The 17103-nt window shown below is 63.7% G+C and carries 20 protein-coding genes; 19 read left to right on the plus strand and 1 reads right to left on the minus strand.

The window, feature by feature from the left end; translation table 11 throughout:
* Nucleotides 1-76 precede the first annotated feature (76 nt).
* The 7 genes from efp (at nucleotide 77) to AC3WN8_RS09795 (ending at nucleotide 6581) form a co-directional block, all read left to right on the plus strand.
* Nucleotides 77-640 (plus strand): elongation factor P, encoded by a 564-nt coding sequence (efp, locus tag AC3WN8_RS09765; protein WP_492669217.1) that lies wholly within the window; start codon nucleotides 77-79, stop codon nucleotides 638-640.
* A gap of 159 nt (nucleotides 641-799) precedes the next feature.
* Complete coding sequence (locus AC3WN8_RS09770; RefSeq protein ID WP_492669218.1) at nucleotides 800-1624, plus strand: inositol monophosphatase family protein; 825 nt, start codon at nucleotides 800-802, stop codon at nucleotides 1622-1624.
* Between the two features lie 119 nt (nucleotides 1625-1743).
* Nucleotides 1744-2001 (plus strand): GlsB/YeaQ/YmgE family stress response membrane protein, encoded by a 258-nt coding sequence (locus AC3WN8_RS09775; RefSeq protein WP_492669219.1) that lies wholly within the window; start codon nucleotides 1744-1746, stop codon nucleotides 1999-2001.
* Nucleotides 2002-2073: 72 nt separating this feature from the next.
* Nucleotides 2074-2661, plus strand: a complete 588-nt coding sequence (locus AC3WN8_RS09780; protein ID WP_492669220.1) for a DUF4126 domain-containing protein — start codon at nucleotides 2074-2076, stop codon at nucleotides 2659-2661.
* Nucleotides 2662-2703: 42 nt separating this feature from the next.
* The gene (locus AC3WN8_RS09785) at nucleotides 2704-3321 is read left to right on the plus strand and encodes a DUF2306 domain-containing protein (protein WP_492669221.1); all 618 of its coding nucleotides are present in this window, start codon (nucleotides 2704-2706) and stop codon (nucleotides 3319-3321) included.
* Nucleotides 3322-3394: 73 nt separating this feature from the next.
* Entirely contained in the window at nucleotides 3395-5317 is a 1923-nt protein-coding gene (locus AC3WN8_RS09790; protein WP_492669222.1) for a CocE/NonD family hydrolase, read from the plus strand.
* Nucleotides 5318-5393: 76 nt separating this feature from the next.
* Nucleotides 5394-6581, plus strand: coding sequence for a GGDEF domain-containing protein (locus AC3WN8_RS09795; protein ID WP_492669223.1), 1188 nt, complete (start codon nucleotides 5394-5396; stop codon nucleotides 6579-6581).
* Nucleotides 6582-6618: 37 nt separating this feature from the next.
* Here the strand turns inward: AC3WN8_RS09795 and AC3WN8_RS09800 are convergent, their stop codons facing one another.
* Nucleotides 6619-7089 carry a YbjN domain-containing protein gene (locus AC3WN8_RS09800; RefSeq protein WP_492669224.1) on the minus strand — a complete coding sequence of 157 codons (471 nt, stop codon included), beginning with the start codon at nucleotides 7087-7089 and terminating at the stop codon, nucleotides 6619-6621.
* 188 nt (nucleotides 7090-7277) lie between these two features.
* Here AC3WN8_RS09800 and AC3WN8_RS09805 point away from each other — a divergent pair, with 188 nt between their 5' ends.
* The 12 genes from AC3WN8_RS09805 to nuoI are packed head-to-tail and all read left to right on the plus strand — an operon-like array spanning nucleotide 7278 to nucleotide 17100.
* Complete coding sequence (locus AC3WN8_RS09805) at nucleotides 7278-7652, plus strand: NADH-quinone oxidoreductase subunit A (protein WP_492669225.1); 375 nt, start codon at nucleotides 7278-7280, stop codon at nucleotides 7650-7652.
* Nucleotides 7643-8206 (plus strand): NuoB/complex I 20 kDa subunit family protein, encoded by a 564-nt coding sequence (locus tag AC3WN8_RS09810; RefSeq protein WP_492669226.1) that lies wholly within the window; start codon nucleotides 7643-7645, stop codon nucleotides 8204-8206. The genes AC3WN8_RS09805 and AC3WN8_RS09810 overlap by 10 nt, the downstream gene beginning before the upstream one ends.
* Before the next feature lies 1 nt (nucleotide 8207).
* Nucleotides 8208-9083 (plus strand): NADH-quinone oxidoreductase subunit C, encoded by an 876-nt coding sequence (locus tag AC3WN8_RS09815; protein ID WP_492669227.1) that lies wholly within the window; start codon nucleotides 8208-8210, stop codon nucleotides 9081-9083.
* Complete coding sequence (locus AC3WN8_RS09820) at nucleotides 9080-9451, plus strand: cupin domain-containing protein (RefSeq protein WP_492669228.1); 372 nt, start codon at nucleotides 9080-9082, stop codon at nucleotides 9449-9451. The genes AC3WN8_RS09815 and AC3WN8_RS09820 overlap by 4 nt, the downstream gene beginning before the upstream one ends.
* Before the next feature lie 17 nt (nucleotides 9452-9468).
* Entirely contained in the window at nucleotides 9469-10686 is a 1218-nt protein-coding gene (locus AC3WN8_RS09825) for an NADH-quinone oxidoreductase subunit D (RefSeq protein ID WP_492669345.1), read from the plus strand.
* Nucleotides 10683-10937, plus strand: coding sequence for a hypothetical protein (locus tag AC3WN8_RS09830; protein WP_492669229.1), 255 nt, complete (start codon nucleotides 10683-10685; stop codon nucleotides 10935-10937). Before AC3WN8_RS09825 ends, AC3WN8_RS09830 begins: the two co-directional genes overlap by 4 nt.
* The gene (locus AC3WN8_RS09835; RefSeq protein WP_492669230.1) at nucleotides 10937-11605 is read left to right on the plus strand and encodes a complex I 24 kDa subunit family protein; all 669 of its coding nucleotides are present in this window, start codon (nucleotides 10937-10939) and stop codon (nucleotides 11603-11605) included. Before AC3WN8_RS09830 ends, AC3WN8_RS09835 begins: the two co-directional genes overlap by 1 nt.
* On the plus strand, nucleotides 11605-12897 hold the full coding sequence (nuoF, locus tag AC3WN8_RS09840; RefSeq protein WP_492669231.1) for an NADH-quinone oxidoreductase subunit NuoF: 1293 nt from the start codon (nucleotides 11605-11607) through the stop codon (nucleotides 12895-12897). The genes AC3WN8_RS09835 and nuoF overlap by 1 nt, the downstream gene beginning before the upstream one ends.
* Entirely contained in the window at nucleotides 12894-13565 is a 672-nt protein-coding gene (locus AC3WN8_RS09845) for a hypothetical protein (RefSeq protein WP_492669232.1), read from the plus strand. The genes nuoF and AC3WN8_RS09845 overlap by 4 nt, the downstream gene beginning before the upstream one ends.
* A 3-nt stretch (nucleotides 13566-13568) precedes the next feature.
* Entirely contained in the window at nucleotides 13569-15575 is a 2007-nt protein-coding gene (gene nuoG / locus AC3WN8_RS09850) for an NADH-quinone oxidoreductase subunit NuoG (RefSeq protein WP_492669233.1), read from the plus strand.
* Nucleotides 15572-16618: an NADH-quinone oxidoreductase subunit NuoH gene (nuoH, locus tag AC3WN8_RS09855; RefSeq protein WP_492669234.1), complete on the plus strand. Its 1047-nt coding sequence runs from the start codon at nucleotides 15572-15574 to the stop codon at nucleotides 16616-16618. Before nuoG ends, nuoH begins: the two co-directional genes overlap by 4 nt.
* Complete coding sequence (gene nuoI / locus AC3WN8_RS09860; protein WP_492669235.1) at nucleotides 16615-17100, plus strand: NADH-quinone oxidoreductase subunit NuoI; 486 nt, start codon at nucleotides 16615-16617, stop codon at nucleotides 17098-17100. Before nuoH ends, nuoI begins: the two co-directional genes overlap by 4 nt.
* The last annotated feature ends 3 nt before the right edge of the window (nucleotides 17101-17103 follow it).

Raw genomic sequence — 17103 nt, forward strand, 5'->3', positions numbered from 1 at the left:
CAAGCCCTCGGTCTTGCCTCCGGGCGCTGCGGGCTATAGAGCGCGCGAGCATTTTTCTTTGAATCGTGAGAACCCCATGAAGATCAGCGGCGTGGACATCCGTCCCGGCAACATCATCGAATATGAAGGTGGCATCTGGCGCGCGGTGAAAATCCAGCACACCCAGCCGGGCAAGGGCGGCGCCTATATGCAGGTCGAGATGAAGAATCTCATCGACGGCCGCAAGAACAATGTTCGCTTCCGCTCGGCTGAAACGGTCGAGAAGGTGCGGCTGGATACCACGGATTTCCAGTTCCTGTTCGCGGACGGCGATACGCTGACCTTCATGGACAAGGACACTTACGACCAGATCACCTTGCCCCGCGACCTGCTGGGCGATGCCGCGGCCTTTCTGCAGGACGGCATGGACGTGGTGATGGAGCTTTACGACGAGAAGCCGATCTCGGTTCAGCTTCCCGATCAGATCGAAGCGACGATCGTCGAGGCCGACGCGGTGGTGAAGGGGCAGACTGCCTCGTCGAGCTACAAGCCCGCGATCCTCGACAATGGCGTGCGCATCATGGTCCCGCCGCACATCGCATCGGGCACGCGCATCATCGTCGACGTCTATGAACAGGCCTATGTGAAGCGGGCCGAGTGAGCGAATAAGCCCTTCCTTCCCGGGGAAGGGCGCGTGGAGGCCGATCCGTCGGCGCGATCCATCGGCTATTGCGTTCAAGCCGGGTGAAGCCGCATCATGCGGCGGCGCCTGCGCACCAACCCTGTCCTTCCCCGCGCGCGGGGAAGCTGGAGATTTGTCTTGGTTTCCCATTCCGGCATCCTCACCGTCATGGAGCGCGCCGCCCGCAAGGCCGCGCCGCGGCTCCGCCGCGACTTCAACGAGGTGCAGCATCTCCAGGTCTCGAAAAAGGGGCCGGCCGATTTCGTTTCGATGGCCGACCAGCGCGCCGAGCGCACTTTGTATGACGAGTTGCTGAAGGCACGCCCGGACTGGGGGTTCCTGCTCGAAGAGGGTGGCGAGATTGCGGGTGATCCGACCAAGCCGCGCTGGATCATCGATCCGCTCGACGGCACCACCAACTTCCTCCATGGCATCCCGCACTTCGCCATTTCGATTGCCGTCGAGGAACCGAGGCCGGGCGGCGGTCGCGGCGAGATCATCAGCGCACTCGTCTATCAGCCGCTGACCGACGAGAGCTTCTGGGCGGAAAAGGGCAGGGGCGCCTGGCTTCAGGACCAGCGGCTGCGCGTCTCGTCGCGTCGCCATCTCGACGAAGCGCTGATCGCGACCGGCACGCCGTTCAAAGGGCATGGCGACCATGCCGAATGGCGTGCGATCCATGACGCGATCGCCCCCGAAGTGGCGGGCATTCGCCGGCTCGGTTCGGCCTCGCTCGATCTCGCCTGGGTTGCGGCCGGGCGCTATGACGGCTTCTGGGAAAGCGGGCTCAAGCCCTGGGACATTGCGGCGGGCATCCTGCTCGTCCGCGAAGCCGGCGGTTTCGTCACCGATTTCCGCGGTGCCGACCGTGCACTGGAGCGCGGCGAATTGCTGGCCGGGAACGATGTGCTCCATTCGCGCCTCCACAAACTGCTCGCCGGCGGGATGAAGGCGCCGCGCTGAGCCGATCCTGACAGCGATTGCCGCCGCATTTCCGCCCGACTTCGGGCGCGACGTTTCCCGGCTTGCGGTCGGGGCTGTCGAGGAATAGCCTCTCCCCGAAACAAAAGGGGAGATGCGAGATGGATTATGGCTTTCTGGGCTGGATCGTCGTCGGTTTGATCGCCGGCGCGCTGGCGAAATGGATCATGCCGGGCAAGGATCCGGGCGGCATCTTCGTCACCATCCTGATCGGTATCGCCGGCGGCCTGATCGGCGGATTTATCGGCAGCAAGCTCGGACTGGGCGGCAACGGCAATATCGTGAACATCCTGATCGCGACCGCGGGCGCGATCCTGCTCCTCTGGATCTACCGGATGGTGAAGGGCCGGGCAGCCTGAACCGACATATCGGCGCGCGGTTTCGGGCCGTTGGCCCGGCCACGCGTCGAGAGGGGCTGAAAGGTCGGCGATATGGGTGGGGTTGAACTGATCGGCCTCGCGGCCAGCATAAGCCTGCTGTCCGGATGGCGTATTTATCTGTGCACCTTCGCCACCGGCCTCGCGATGCGCACCGGCTGGATCGACCTGCCGAACCATTTGGCCGGCCTCGACGTGCTCGCCAATCCCTGGGTGCTCGGCATATCCGGCGTCGGCCTGGTCGCCGAATTCTTCGCCGACAAGCTGGCGTGGCTCGATTCGATCTGGGACGCCGTCCATACGTTCGTCCGCCCGGTGGGCGGTGCGTTGCTCGCAATGGCGATCGTCGATGCCCAGGATCCCACATGGCAGGTCGCGAGCCTGCTGCTCGGCGGCAGCGCGGCGCTTCTCAGTCACGGCGCGAAGATGGGCACCCGCGCCGTCGTCAACATGAGTCCCGAACCCTTCAGCAATATCGCAGTATCGAGCAGCGAGGATGTCGCCACCGGCGGGCTGCTGCTGCTCGTGCTCGCAAACCCGATCGCGGCGGTGGTCGTCGCGATATGCCTGCTTCTGGCGGCGATCGCGCTGATCGTCATGCTGCGACGCCTGTTGCGCCGGCTGACGCCCGCCGGTCGCTGAGCCGCCGCCGCGTGCCGACCTCTTGCGGAATATGAAGAGGCAATGATCCACATCGTCGATCGTCGTCGAACCATGACGGGGCTCTGGGCCCTGGCAACGTTGCTGAGCATGGGCGTTGCGCTCTTTTCCTATCGATACCTGCCGGCAATGGGGCCATTGGCGCCCGACATTCTCGCCAATCTCTTCGCCAGGCCATGGCTGACGCTCCATGTCGCCGGCGCGGCCACGGCCTTGTTGCTCGCGCCGGCTCAGCTTTTGCCGCGCGTGCGGTCCGCGGCGCCGATCGTCCATCGCTGGATCGGCCGCATCTATGTGATCAGCTGCCTGCTCGGCGCGATCGCCGGCTTCGTTCTTGCCTTTGGTTCGACCGCCGGCCCGATCGCGACCATGGGCTTTGGCAGCCTGGCTGTCCTGTGGGCGCTGGTGAACAGCCTTGGCTGGCGCGCTGCCCGGCAACGCCGCTTTGCCGAACATCGCCTCTGGATGATCCGTTCCTTCGCACTGACCTTCGCGGCGGTGACGCTCCGGATCTACATGCCGCTGGTCCCGCTGACGAATTTGGACTTTGTCGACGGGTATCGGGCGATTTCTTTCTTGTGCTGGATGCCGAACCTGTTCCTGGCGGAGATCTATATTCGTCGGATGGGGCGATCCGGCTGAGCCGGCCTCGATCGGTTCTGCGCGCCGGTACCTTGCGTTTCGTGCGCGGAACGGCATGATCGCTGTCACCATCATGACAGTATACGCACCGGCATCCACCCGACCCAATCGCATCGTGACGGCCTTGCTGGCCGCGCTGTTGCTCGCCATCCTGCTGCTGCAGACTGCGGCGGCGCCGTTGCGCGAGCCCAATGCCGACGACGATTTCACTCTTCGCGAAATGATGATCCCGATGCGCGACGGGGTGAAGCTTTACACGATCATCCTGACTCCGAAGAATGCGAAGGGCGATCTGCCGATCCTGCTGCAGCGCACGCCCTATGAGGCGTCGGCGACGATGGGGGCCAAGGCGCATCCCGATCTGAACGCCGTGCTGGGGCCGCGCTTCGCCGAGCTGCCCGGCTATATCTGGGTGTTCCAGGACATTCGCGGACGCTATAAATCCGAGGGCGAGTATTCGCACAACCGGCCGCCGCGCGGACCATTGAACGACACGCCCACCGATGAATCGACCGATGCGTGGGACAGCATCGACTGGCTCGTCCGCAATGTGGCGGGCAATAATGGCCGGGTCGGCATTTATGGCACGTCCAATCCCGGCTGGCTGGTGCTCAACGCACTGCTCGGCCCGCACCCCGCGCTCAAGGCGGCGGTGCCCGTCAACGCGGTCGGCGATCTGTGGATGGGCGACGATTATTTCCACAACGGCGCCTTCCGCCTCAGCTTCGCCGTCGAATATCTCTATCGCATGGGCACGCGCGCCGATGCGCAGCTGGCCATGGCGTTCAACCATCACGATCTTTATTCCTGGTTCCTGAAGGCCGGCAGCGCGGGCGATATCGACGCCCGCTACTTCGACAAGCGCCAGGCATTCTGGAAGCTGGCGCTCGAACATCCCGCCTATGACGCCTATTGGCAGGCCAAGGCGATGCCGCCTTTGCTCGCCGCCGCCAAAACGGACAGCGTGCCGACGCTCAACGTCCATGGCTGGTTCGATCAGGAGGATATTTACGGCCCGCCGGCCACCTATGCGGTGATGGAAAAGGGCGACACCGCCAATGATCGCAATTTCTTCTCGGCTGGCCCCTGGTATCACGGCCAGAGCTGGGCGAATGGCGAGAATATCGGCGCGATGCGCTGGAGCGAGGATACTGCGAAGCGCTGGCGCGAAGACGTACTGGCGCCGTTCCTCGCGCACTATCTGAAGGACGGTCCGGCGCATGGCCTTGCCGCGGCAACGGTGTTCGAGACCGGCAGCAATCGCTGGCGCCGCTTCGACGCCTGGCCGCCGCGCGCGCTGGAGACGCGCAGGCTGTATCTCGGCGCCGGCAACGGGCTGGTCTGGACGGCACCGTCGGCTGAAAAGGGCGCGGATTCCTACGTCTCCGATCCCGCCAAGCCCGTGCCCTATCAGCCACGGCCGATCCGCCGCATCGTCGGCGACGCCGACGGCTTGGCGGGGTGGCGGTCCTGGTTGACGATGGATCAGCGTTTCGTCGACGGTCGTCCCGACGTGCTGACCTATATGAGCCCGCCGCTCGAGGAACCGCTCACCGTGCGCGGCACGATCGTCGCGCGGCTCCAGGCGGCGACCAGCGGCACTGACGCGGACTGGGTGGTGAAGGTGATCGACGTCTTTCCCGACGACAATCCCGATGACGACCGGCTTGGCGGCTATCAGTTCATGATCGCGGGCGACATCCTTCGCGGCCGTTATCGGGAAAGCTTCAGCGTGCCTCGTCCGATCTCGGCGAACCGGCCGCTGGGCTACGAACTCCGCCTGCCGCAGGTCAACCACCGGTTCGGACGCGGCCATCGCCTGATGGTGCAGATCCAGTCGAGCTGGTTCCCACTCTATGATCGCAATCCGCAGAGCTTCGTGCCCAATATCATGAACGCTAAGCCGGCCGATTATCGCGCCGCGACCCAGACCATCTACCGCAACGCGCGCAATCCATCCTTTCTCGAGCTGCCGGTCGACCCTGCCGCTCGCTGATATGGCCACCTAATCACTGGTTAGGACTTTGTCGGCATCATGGCTTCGGTGAACGCCAGGTGGCGGGAGGAAACCGATGGAGCGGGATTCCGAGCGGCTATTGCTCGAATCGCGAGTGCGCATGCTCTACGTGACCGTGGTTCCCGCCGCGATCCTCGGCTTTGCGGCCGTGGCATTGATCGTCGCCACCTATTGGCGCACCGTATCTCCATCGATGCTGCTGCTCTGGGCGGGCGCGGTCGGCGCCGTGATGGCGTTGCGCGGCGTCACTTCGATCGCGTTTCGGCGGCAATGGCCGCGCGAGCTGACGATGATCGGCTGGGCGCGCGTCGCCGTCGCCGCGATCTTCCTGTCGGGCCTGCTCTGGGGCATTGGCGGCTATTGGCTGATCAGCGTCGGCAGCAGCGGGCAGAATCTGGTGTTCTGCGTCGTCGCGCTCGGCGCGGTGATGGTGATATTGGGGCATGTCGCCTGGTGGTCGGGGCATATCGCCTTTCACGTGCCGCTTTTCGTGCTGATCGCGCTGGGTTTCTTCTCCAGCCGTGAGCCGGAGGGTGTCTATCTCGGTATCGCCTCGCTCGTCGTCTGCACATTCTCCGGTTTCATCGGCTGGCGACTGAGCGGGTTGATCGTTCAGGTCATGCGCATCTCGGCGCAGAAGCAGCAGCTTGTCTCCGCGCTCGAACTCGCCAACGAACAATTGCGGCGGCTGAGCCTGACCGACGCGCTCACCGGCCTGCACAATCGCCGTCATCTGATCGAGGCGATCGAAGCGGCGCTCGCCTTGTCGTTGACCGATCCCCGGCCGTTCGCGCTGGTGCTGATCGATGTCGATCACTTCAAATCCTATAATGACAGCTTCGGTCACCGCGAGGGCGATCTCTGTCTGCGCGCAGTGGCCGAAACGATCGCGCGTCACGCTGCCGGAATGTCCGGCGTCGCCTCACGCTATGGTGGGGAGGAATTCGCGATCCTGCTGCCCAACGCCGATTTGCCGCGTGCCTGGATGGTCTGCGAGCGACTGCGAGAGGATATCGAGGCGCTTGGCGATCAGCCGGGTTCATGTTTGCGGCGTAGCGTGACTGCCAGCCTCGGCGTCGCGGCGGCGGGGCGGGGCAGTGGGCTGGATGTCCATCAACTGTTCGATATCGCGGATCGTGCGCTCTATGCCGCCAAGAATGGCGGGCGGAATCGCGCATGTGTGGGGCAGCCGCTCGGTGCGGCGCCGCCGTCACCGGGTTTCATGCGCAAGCTGGCGAGTTGAAGGTAAGGCGGACTGGTTCCTTCGCCGCGCCCCGCCGCTATTTCTTCAGATGATCGCGGAAACGCGGGATGAGCGCGATGAAGGTGCCGAGATTGTCGTAGAAGAGCTCCTTGCTCAGCCCGCCGAAATCCATGTCGACATCCATCTCCATCACCGGATCGCCATCCTTGTCGACATAGGCGCGCGCCCAACGCTGGCTCTTGTTCCAGTCGTTGATGCGTTCGAGCGTCGCCTTGACGTCGGTGAAGCCGGTATAGAATTGGATGGTGGTGCAGCCCGTCTTCCCCTTGGCGCAGTTGAAGAAGAAGATGGTGACCGGCACCCCGGAATCGGCGGTGCGCACATAGTCCGCATCCGTTCCCTTGATCAGTTCGGCCTTGTAACCCTTGGCCTGAAGCAGCGCGACCAGCTTCTGATGGTCGGCGACGACCTGTTCGGCTGCGGCCGGTGTCGCGAGCGTGGCAAGCGCCAGTGCGATGCCGGCACCCAGCCATTTGCGGTTCTTCATGTCGATGCCCCCTATGCCGCCTGCGTCCCGCCGGAAAGGTGTTCGCAACCTCCGCCGCTGTCAACGCGACGGACTGGAAAGTGGCTGAAATCCGGCTAATTGCGAATCATTCTCACTGGTTCACGGCCTTGCTTCGCGGGTGCAGCAGTCCTAAAGCCCCGCCATAAATCTGGCCGTACGAGAGTCTCTTGGTCGATCTGTCACAATATCTGCCGATCCTGCTCTTCCTGGGCGTGGCATTGGCGCTGTCCAGCGTGTTCGTCTTCGCGCCCATGGCCGTTTCGCGGCTGACGGGCGCGCATCAGCCGACTCCTGAGAAGCTCACCGAATATGAATGCGGCTTCCCGGCCTTCGAGGACAGCCGCGCGCAATTCGACGTCCGCTTCTATCTGGTCGCGATCCTCTTCATCATCTTCGATCTCGAGGCCGCGTTCCTCTATCCCTGGGCGGTGTCGCTGGGCGAGATCGGCTGGGCGGGCTGGACAGCGATGATGATCTTCCTCGCGGAGCTCGCGCTCGGCCTTGTCTATGCCTGGAAGAAGGGAGCGCTCGAATGGGAGTAGAACTCAGCCCATCGATCCCCGGTGTGCCGCATGGCGCGCCGATGCCGGGCACTTTGCCCGATCAGTCCTTTTTCGAAGGGCTGAACGGCGAGCTTTCGGACAAGGGGTTCCTGGTCACTTCGACCGAGGAACTGTTCCAATGGGCGCGCACCGGCTCGCTCTGGTGGATGACCTTCGGCCTTGCCTGCTGCGCGGTCGAGATGATCCATGTGAACATGCCGCGTTACGACATGGAGCGCTTCGGCGCCGCGCCGCGCGCATCCCCGCGCCAGTCGGACGTGATGATCGTCGCCGGCACGCTCTGCAACAAGATGGCGCCGGCGCTGCGCCGGGTCTACGACCAGATGTCGGAGCCCAAATACGTCATCTCGATGGGCAGCTGCGCCAATGGCGGCGGCTATTATCACTATAGCTACAGCGTCGTGCGCGGCTGCGACCGGATCGTGCCGGTGGACATCTATGTCCCCGGTTGTCCGCCGACCGCCGAGGCGTTGCTCTATGGCGTGATGCAGCTCCAGCGGAAGATCCGCCGCATCGGCACGATCGAGCGCTGATATGGCCAGTCCCGCACCTGCATACGCCAGCAATGATGGCGTGATCGACGCCATACGCGCCGCACTTGGCCCGGCATTGGTCGACGCGATCGAGGCCGTCGGCGAAATCAAGCTGATCGTCGGCCGGGACTCGCTGGTCCAGGCGATGACCGCGCTGCGCGACGATTGCGGTTACCAGCAGCTGATGGAGATCGCCGGCGTCGACTGGCCCGACCGTGAGGAGCGGTTCGAAGTCGTCTATTGCCTGCTCAGCCTGACCAGGAACCACCGCATCCGCGTCCATGTCTCGACCGACGAGGACAAACCGGTGCCGAGCGTGACCGGCCTGTGGCCCGTCGCCGGCTGGCTGGAGCGCGAGGTGTACGACATGTACGGCGTGCTTTTCACCGGCAATGCCGATCTGCGCCGCATCCTGACCGATTACGGGTTCCGCGGCCATCCGCAGCGCAAGGACTTTCCGCTGACCGGCTATGTCGAGCTGCGCTATTCGGAAGAGGCGAAGCGCGTTGTCTATGAGCCTGTCCAGCTCGCCCAGGATTTCCGCAGCTTCGATTTCATGAGTCCCTGGGAAGGCGCGCAATATGTGCTGCCCGGCGACGAAAAGGCGAAGCTGCCCGAGGCCAAGGGTGCGCCGACGCCGCTAAAGGCCGACGAGATCAAGAAGGCGGATGCGGCGAAGACGGAAGCCAAGGCACCGCCGCCGACGCCCAAGACCACCGAAAAACCCTCGGATACAGGCGCTGGTGAGCCCGCGAATACCATCGCCGCGAAGCGTTCGCCCGCGAAGAAGGCGGCGGCCAAGGATCCGGTGAAACCGGCCGCGACCAAGGCGCCGGCCAAGCCGCGCGCGCCGCGCAAGCCCAAGGGTGAGGCATGATGGTGGCGCCCGAAGTCATCAGCCTGGGTGAGAAGCTGGGAAGCTTTTCTGACCACTGGAATCCGCGCATTCTTGCTAATTACAACGGCAACGAGATTCGTGTCGCCAAGGCGCAGGGCGACTTCACCTGGCATAGCCATGGCGAAACCGACGAACTCTTCATCGTCGTGAAGGGTGAATTGGGCATCGAGTTTCGCGATGGTGTGCGCCGCCTGAAAGCCGGCGAGATGATCGTGGTGCCGCGCGGAACCGAGCATCGCCCCTTCGCCGAAGAGGAAGTGCACATGCTCCTGATCGATCGCGAAGGCGAGCCGAATACGGGCGCCAACCCGTCCGTAATGACCCGCGAAACGCTGGAGACGCTGTGATGGCCGATCGCGTCGAAATGCTGGAAGCGCAGACCACGCCGACCGATCCCACGCCGGGCGACGTCGAGATCCAGAATTACACGATCAATTTCGGTCCGCAGCACCCCGCGGCGCACGGCGTGTTGCGCATGGTGATGGAATTGGACGGCGAGATCGTCGAGCGCGTCGATCCGCATATCGGCCTGCTCCATCGCGGCACCGAAAAGCTGATCGAGTACAAGACCTATCTCCAGGCTTTGCCCTATTTCGATCGGCTCGATTATTGCTCGCCGCTCGGCATGGAGCACAGCTATGTGCTGGCGATCGAGAAGCTGCTCGATCTGGAAGTGCCGTTGCGCGGGCAATATCTGCGCGTGTTCTTCGCCGAGCTGACGCGCATCTGCAATCACATGCTCAACCTGGGCGCCCATGTGATGGACGTCGGCGCGATGACGCCCAATCTGTGGCTGTTCGAGGTTCGCGAGGATTGCCTGAACTTCTTCGAGCGGGCGTCGGGCGCGCGCATGCATGCGGCCTGGTTCCGCCCCGGCGGCGTCCATCAGGACGTGCCCCTCAAGCTGCTGACCGATATCGGTGAGTGGCTCGACAAGCGGATGCCGCGCCTGTTCGAGGATGCGATCAGCCTGGTCGCCGACAATCGCATCTTCAAGCAGCGCAATGTCGATATCGGCGTGGTGAGCAAGGACGACGCGGTCAAATGGGGCTTTTCGGGCCCGATGATCCGCGCGGCGGGCATCCCCTGGGATCTCCGCAAGAGCCAGCCTTACGACGTTTATGACCGAATGGAATTCGACGTTCCCGTCGGCACCAAGGGCGATTGCTACGACCGTTTCATGGTGCGCGTCGAAGAGGTGCGCCAGTCGATGCGGATCATGAAGCAGTGCCTGGCACAGATGCCCGAAGGGCCGGTGGCGAGCTTCGACCGCAAGGTCGTGCCGCCCAAGCGCGGTGAGATGAAGCGCTCGATGGAAGCGCTGATCCATCACTTCAAGCTCTATACCGAGGGTTTTCACGTCCCCGCCGGCGAAGTCTATGTGGCGACCGAAAGCCCCAAGGGCGAATTCGGTGTCTATCTGGTCGCCGATGGCAGCAACAAGCCCTATCGCTGCAAGATCCGGCCGACCGCGTTCAGCCACCTCCAGGCGATGGATTTCATGATGAAGGGCCATATGCTGGCCGACACCACCGCCGTTCTTTCGGCGATCGACGTGGTGTTCGGGGAATGCGACCGGTGAGTGACGGTTCCGCTCATGCTGCTGGACAACTGGCCGGAACGGTTCTTGCGGCCGTCCTTATCTATGGCGGCATCGTCCTGATCGGCTTCCTTGTCGGTAAGAAACTGGCAAAGTCGAGAGACGATGTTGAGTTCGTGAAGTGGCCGCTCCAGGTGGCTTTCGGTTTGGTGATACTGCTCCTCATTGGTCAATGTTCCGGACAAAGCAGGGCTGAGGCTGCGGAAAATTTCAACCTCAAGGTTTCGATCTGATGGCCGACGCACCTCAAATTCCCGACGAAGCGGAAACCCGCGCACGCTGGGGCAGCTTCGCGTGGACCGCGGAGAATGCCGCCACCGCGAAAGAGGTCATCGGCCGCTATCCGGCGGGGCGTCAGGCCTCGGCGGTGATGCCGCTGCTCGATCTCGCCCAGCGCCAGATCGGCGCCGAGACCGATACGCAGGGCTGGCTGCCCGTGCCCGTGATCGAATATGTCGCGCGCGAGCTCGATATGCCGTTCATGCGCGCCTATGAGGTCGCGACCTTCTACACCATGTACAATCTCGCGCCGGTCGGCCGCTATCATGTGCAGGTCTGTGGCACGACGCCGTGCATGCTGCGCGGATCGGACGAAGTGCTGTCGGCGTGCAAGAATCGCGGCCTGCAAAAGGGCAAGACCACGCCCGACGGGCTGTTCACGCTGACCGAGGTCGAGTGCCTGGGGGCGTGCGCCAATGCGCCGATGGTCCAGATCAACGACGACAATTACGAAGATCTGGATTTCGACAGCACCAGCCGGATCCTCGAGGCGCTGGCCAATGGCGAGACGCCGAAGCCCGGTCCGCAGATCGATCGCCAGACCAGCTGTCCGGAGGGTGGCCCGACCACGCTCAAGGAAATGGTGGCTGCGAACCATGATTATCGCGGGGAGTGGAAGTGATGCTCGCGGACAAGGATCGCATCTTCACCAACGTCCATGGTTTTCAGCCGTGGAACCTCGACGCCGCGATCAAGCGCGGCGACTGGGACGATACCAAGGCGCTGATGGCGCGCGGGCAGGACGCGATCATCGAGGAGATCAAGGCCTCGGGCCTGCGCGGCCGTGGCGGTGCAGGTTTTCCGACCGGCATGAAGTGGAGCTTCATGCCCAAGGAACCGCGTCCCGATCGCCCGAACTTCCTGGTGATCAATGCCGACGAATCCGAGCCCGGCTCGTGCAAGGATCGCGAGATCATCCGCCACGATCCGCACAAGCTGATCGAAGGCGCGCTGATCGCGGGATATGCGATGCGCGCGCGTGCGGCGTACATCTATATCCGCGGCGAGTTCATCTATGAGGCGAAGGTGCTCTTCGCGGCCGTCGAGGAAGCCTATACCAAGGGGCTGATCGGCAAGAATGCGTCAAAGTCCGGCTATGACTTCGACGTGTTCGTCCATCGCGGCGCCGGCGCCTATATCTGCGGCGAAGAGACCGCGATGCTCGAAAGCCTCGAGGGCAAGAAGGGCCAGCCGCGTCTGAAGCCGCCTTTCCCGGCGGGCGCGGGCCTTTATGGCTGCCCGACCACCGTCAACAATGTCGAATCGATCGCGGTCGCACCGACGATCCTTCGGCGCGGGGCGGCCTGGTTCAAGAGCTTCGGCAACGAGAACAATGCCGGCACCAAGCTGTTCCAGATCAGCGGCCATGTGAACAAGCCGTGCGTCGTCGAAGAATCGATGTCGATCCCGTTCCGCGAGCTGATCGACAAGCATGCCGGCGGCATCCGCGGCGGCTGGGACAATCTGCTTGCCGTCATTCCCGGTGGTTCCTCGGTGCCGCTGGTGCCCGCGGCGCAGATCATGGATGCGCCGATGGATTTCGACGGGCTGAAGGCGCTGGGCTCCGGTCTCGGCACCGCCGCCGTCATCGTCATGGACAAGTCGACCGACATCGTCCGCGCGATCAGCCGGCTGAGCTATTTCTACAAGCATGAGAGCTGCGGCCAGTGCACGCCGTGCCGCGAAGGCACCGGCTGGATGTGGCGCGTGATGGAGCGGCTGCGCGAAGGCAATGCCGATCTCTCCGAAATCGACATGCTCCACGACGTGACCAAGCAGGTCGAGGGACACACGATCTGCGCGCTCGGCGATGCGGCGGCATGGCCGATCCAGGGCTTGATCCGTCACTTCCGTCCCGAGCTGGAACGCCGGATCAACGAGAAGAACGGTGGAATCATGGAGGCGGCGGAATGAGATTTTCGTACCTTTCCGGCGCCGTTGCCCTGGCCCTGTTCGGCGTGACGGGCGCTGCGGCTGCGGCTGCGGCTGCGGCTGCGGATGAGGCCGTGGCCGACAAGAATGCGCCCCTTCGCGCCGAAGCCGTGATCGTCATGCATCAGTTTGCGAGTTGCATCGCCAGCCGTCGCGCAAACGAGTCTCGCGAATTGCTGGGAACCGATTTCGGAACCGAGGAATATTCCGAGAAGATCCGCAAGCTCGCTCTGACCAGCGACTGTCTGAACAACGGCCGCCTCGCATTCGCCAGTGTCCTGCTCGCGGGCGGGATCGCCGAACGTCTGTACGAGATGGATTATGGCAAGCGCGACATCGCGTCGGTCATCCCGTCCGACTGGACCGTGGCGCCCATCGCTGCGCGCAGCGAGCTGGAAGAGGTAGCGCTCTGCGTGGTCCAGAAGGATCCGCGCGGCGTCCGTACCGTGCTCGGGACGAACGCGACGAGCGGCGAAGAGAAGGGCGCTTTCGGCGCGCTGGGCCAGACGATCACCGGATGCGTGAAGGCTGGATCGACCGTGCGCCTCAACCGGCCGATGCTCCGATCGATCCTGGCTCTCGGCCTGTATCGGAGTGCATCTCACTTTTCCGCCGCTGGCCCCGCAGCGGCATCGAAGACCGGAAGCTGATTCATGCCCAAGGTAACCGTAGACGGCATCGAGCTCGAAGTTCCCGCCGGCGCCACCGTGCTCCAGGCGTGCGAGCTGGCGGGCAAGGAGATTCCGCGCTTCTGCTATCATGAGCGGCTGAGCATCGCGGGCAATTGCCGGATGTGCCTGGTCGAGGTGAAGCCCGGACCGCCCAAGCCGCAGGCGTCGTGCGCGCTGCCCGCGGCTGAGGGCCAGGAGATCCGCACCGACAGCCCGATGGTGAAGAAGGCGCGCGAAGGGGTGATGGAGTTCCTGCTCATCAACCACCCGCTCGATTGCCCGATCTGCGACCAGGGCGGCGAATGCGACCTGCAGGATCAGTCGATCGCCTATGGCAAGGGCCATAGCCGCTATGACGAGAACAAGCGGGCGGTGACCGAGAAATATATGGGCCCCGTCGTCAAGACGGTGATGACGCGCTGCATCCAGTGCACGCGCTGCATCCGCTTCGCCGAGGAAGTGGCGGGCGTGCCCGATATCGGCGCGGTCGGCCGCGGCGAGAATATGCAGATCACCACCTATCTGGAGGAAGCGATCAAGTCCGAACTGTCGGGCAATGTCGTCGATCTCTGCCCGGTGGGGGCGCTGACCAGCAAGCCCTACGCCTTCGAGGCACGGCCCTGGGAATTGAAGAAGACGCTGGCGATCGACGTGATGGACGCGGTGGGCACAAATATCCGGCTCGACAGCCGCGGCCGCCAGGTGTTGCGCGCGCTGCCGCGCATCAACGAGGATGTGAACGAGGAATGGGCGTCGGACAAGACGCGCCACGCCGTCGACGGCCTCGTCCGCAGCCGGCTCGATCGACCCTATGTGCGCCGCGACGGCAAGCTGGTTCCGGCAAGCTGGGAAGAGGCGTTCGCGGTGATCGCGAGCGTTGCGAAATCGGCCGGCGGCAGCGTGGCCGCGATCGCCGGCGACCTGGTCGATTGCGAGACCATGTATGCCGCCAAGGCGCTGGTCCGTTCGCTCGGATCTTCGCTGCTCGAAGGGCGTCAGACCGGCCTTGCCTATGACGTCACCAATCTCGCCGCGGTCAATTTCAACTCGACCATCTCCGGGATCGAGACCGCCGACGCCATCCTGATCGTCGGCAGCAATGTCCGCTGGGAAGCGCCGCTGGTGAACACGCGCATCCGCAAGGCGATCAAGAAGGGCGCGAAGGTCTTCGCGGTCGGCGCCGAAACCGATCTCACCTACAAGGTCGAATGGCTCGGCAACGATCTGTCGCTGCTCGCCAAGCTGCCCAAGGCGGTGACCGATGTGTTCGCAGGGGCCGCGCGTCCGGCGGTGATCGTCGGCGGCGGCGCGCTCAAGAACGGGCAGGGCGCGACGCTCGCGCTCGTCAAGACGCTCGGCCTGATCAAGGATGGTTGGAACGGCTATAACGCGCTGCACTTCTCGGCGTCGCGCATGGGCGGGCTGATGCTCGGCTATGCCCAGCCGGGTGGCATCGCCGATATCGTCGCGGCCGCGCCCAAGCTCACTTTCTTCCTGGGTGCCGACGAAGTCGATTTCGGCAAGTTCGCCGACAGCTTCAACATCTATGTCGGCCATCATGGCGACAAGGGCGCGCATGCGGCGGACGTGATCCTGCCCGCCGCCGCCTTCACCGAGAAGCCGGGCACCTATGTGAACCTGGAAGGGCGCGTGCAGCGCGGCGACCGTGCGGTCTTCCCGCCGGGCGATGCGCGCGAGGATTGGACGATCTTCCGCGCGCTTTCCGCCGCGATCGGCACGCCGCTGCCCTTCGACACGCTCGAACAGCTTCGCGCCGCCATGGCTGCGGAAGTGCCCGCGCTGGGTGTCGAGGGTCTGGCCGCCTATGAATGGGCGCCGCCGAAGCTCGACGCCACCGCTTCGGGCGAGATCGGCTATCCGATCAAGGATTTCTATCTGACCAACGCGATCTGCCGTGCGTCGCCGACCATGGAGCGCTGCTCGGTCGAGCTTGTGCATGGTGAGCAGTATCTGGAGGCCGCGGAGTGACCGAGTTCTTCCAGACCTATCTGGGTTACGGGTTCGGCTGGTTCCTCGCCACGCTGATCCTGATCCTGATGATCGCGCTGCCGCTGATGCTGGCGGTCGCGATGATCATCTATGCCGATCGCAAGATCTGGGCGGCGATGGCGCTGCGTCGCGGCCCCAATGTCGTTGGTCCGCTCGGCCTGCTGCAATCCTTCGCCGACGGCTTGAAGGTGTTCCTCCAGGAAACCATCATCCCGTCCTCGGCCAATCGCGGCCTGTTCCTGCTCGCACCGATTATCACCTTCACCGTGGCGCTGATCGTCTGGGCGGTGATCCCGTTCGGTGCCGGCATGGTGCTGGCCGATATCAATGTCGGCCTGCTCTACATTCTGGCGGCATCGTCGCTCGGCGTTTACGGGGTGATCATCGCGGGCTGGGCGTCGAATTCGAAATATCCGTTTTACAGTGCTTTGCGCGCTGCGGCTCAGATGGTTTCCTATGAAGTCTCGATCGGCTTCGTGCTGGTCTCGGTGGTGCTGTGGGCGGGGACGTTCAACCTGACCGGCATCGTCGAGAGCCAGAAGGGGCTGTACGGCTTCCTCAACGGCAACGGCTTCAACCCGCTGCTCTTCCCGATGGCGATCGTGTTCCTGATCTCCGCGCTGGCCGAAACCGCGCGCGCGCCGTTCGATCTGACCGAGGCGGAGAGCGAACTCGTCGCCGGCTATCAGACCGAATATTCGTCGATGAGCTTCGCGCTGTTCTGGCTCGGCGAATATGCCAACGTCATCCTGATGTGCGCGCTCAACGCCATCCTGTTCTGGGGCGGCTATCTGCCTCCGATCGACTGGGCGCCGCTCTATGTGGTGCCGGGGATCATCTGGCTCTTCATCAAGATCCTGGTGTTCTTCTTCATCTTCTCGTGGATCAAGGCGACGGTGCCGCGCTATCGCTACGACCAGCTGATGCGGCTGGGCTGGAAGATCTTCCTGCCATTCTCGCTGATCTGGGTCTTCCTTGTCTCCGGATTCCTGATGCTCACCCGCTATGGAGGCGTGCAATGAGCCTCGCCCATTTCATCAAGTCGTTCACGCTCTGGGAGTTTGTGAAGGCGCACTGGCTGACCTTGAAATATTTCTTCAAGCCCAAGGCGACGATCAACTACCCGTATGAGAAGAACCCGATCTCGCCGCGGTTCCGGGGCGAGCATGCGCTACGCCGCTATCCCAATGGCGAGGAACGCTGCATCGCGTGCAAGCTGTGCGAAGCGGTGTGCCCGGCCCAGGCGATCACGATCGAGGCCGAACCGCGCGAGGACGGCAGCCGCCGTACGACGCGCTACGATATCGATATGACGAAGTGCATCTATTGCGGCTTCTGCCAGGAAGCCTGCCCGGTGGATGCGATCGTCGAGGGACCGAATTTCGAATTCGCGACCGAAACCCGTGAGGAGCTGCTCTATGACAAGAACAAGCTGCTCTCGAATGGCGACAGGTGGGAAAGCGCGATTGCCGCGAATCTTGCCGCCGATGCACCGTACAGGTAGGGC

The organism is Sphingobium sp. FW305-3-2-15-F-TSA7, from assembly GCF_058787155.1.

Bases quoted from the DNA above. Each gene is read 5' to 3' on its own strand.
- efp (WP_492669217.1), top strand. From the start codon at position 77: ATGAAGATCAGCGGCGTGGACATCCGTCCCGGCAACATCATCGAATAT.
- AC3WN8_RS09775 (WP_492669219.1), top strand. From the start codon at position 1,744: ATGGATTATGGCTTTCTGGGCTGGATCGTCGTCGGTTTGATCGCCGGC.
- AC3WN8_RS09780 (WP_492669220.1), top strand. From the start codon at position 2,074: ATGGGTGGGGTTGAACTGATCGGCCTCGCGGCCAGCATAAGCCTGCTG.
- AC3WN8_RS09785 (WP_492669221.1), top strand. From the start codon at position 2,704: ATGATCCACATCGTCGATCGTCGTCGAACCATGACGGGGCTCTGGGCC.
- AC3WN8_RS09790 (WP_492669222.1), top strand. From the start codon at position 3,395: ATGACAGTATACGCACCGGCATCCACCCGACCCAATCGCATCGTGACG.
- AC3WN8_RS09795 (WP_492669223.1), top strand. From the start codon at position 5,394: ATGGAGCGGGATTCCGAGCGGCTATTGCTCGAATCGCGAGTGCGCATG.
- AC3WN8_RS09800 (WP_492669224.1), bottom strand. From the start codon at position 7,089: ATGAAGAACCGCAAATGGCTGGGTGCCGGCATCGCACTGGCGCTTGCC.
- AC3WN8_RS09810 (WP_492669226.1), top strand. From the start codon at position 7,643: ATGGGAGTAGAACTCAGCCCATCGATCCCCGGTGTGCCGCATGGCGCG.
- AC3WN8_RS09815 (WP_492669227.1), top strand. From the start codon at position 8,208: ATGGCCAGTCCCGCACCTGCATACGCCAGCAATGATGGCGTGATCGAC.
- AC3WN8_RS09820 (WP_492669228.1), top strand. From the start codon at position 9,080: ATGATGGTGGCGCCCGAAGTCATCAGCCTGGGTGAGAAGCTGGGAAGC.
- AC3WN8_RS09825 (WP_492669345.1), top strand. From the start codon at position 9,469: ATGCTGGAAGCGCAGACCACGCCGACCGATCCCACGCCGGGCGACGTC.
- AC3WN8_RS09835 (WP_492669230.1), top strand. From the start codon at position 10,937: ATGGCCGACGCACCTCAAATTCCCGACGAAGCGGAAACCCGCGCACGC.
- nuoF (WP_492669231.1), top strand. From the start codon at position 11,605: ATGCTCGCGGACAAGGATCGCATCTTCACCAACGTCCATGGTTTTCAG.
- AC3WN8_RS09845 (WP_492669232.1), top strand. From the start codon at position 12,894: ATGAGATTTTCGTACCTTTCCGGCGCCGTTGCCCTGGCCCTGTTCGGC.
- nuoG (WP_492669233.1), top strand. From the start codon at position 13,569: ATGCCCAAGGTAACCGTAGACGGCATCGAGCTCGAAGTTCCCGCCGGC.
- nuoI (WP_492669235.1), top strand. From the start codon at position 16,615: ATGAGCCTCGCCCATTTCATCAAGTCGTTCACGCTCTGGGAGTTTGTG.